The sequence below is a fragment of the Halioglobus sp. HI00S01 genome (assembly GCF_001635445.1).
In the GTDB taxonomy this organism is placed as follows: Bacteria; Pseudomonadota; Gammaproteobacteria; order Pseudomonadales; family Halieaceae; genus Halioglobus; species Halioglobus japonicus.
Genome location: NZ_LWEE01000277.1, coordinates 1 through 205 on the forward strand (window position 1 = coordinate 1; position 205 = coordinate 205).

Here is a 205-nt window from a genome sequence, read left to right on the forward strand (position 1 = left end):
GCACAATTGATTCCCCATGTAGGCGCGCGGCCCGTCAATATTCTGTTGAGTTGGGAAGGTACGATCAATCCCTTTAGTTTCAATCCCAGCTATGCAGAACTCTCGATTTTGCCGGACGCAGAGCGCATTGAGCGCCTTAAGGATCCGGAGGTTCGTGCCGCCATTTTGTCCGACGAGCCGCCGCTTATGGGCGATGACTTTATGG

Annotated in this window: 1 pseudogene; it reads left to right on the plus strand. The window is 53.7% G+C overall.

Annotated features, from left to right (window positions below):
* A pseudogene (locus tag A3709_RS24135) lies at nucleotides 1-205 on the plus strand (D-aminoacylase); the annotation flags it as partial.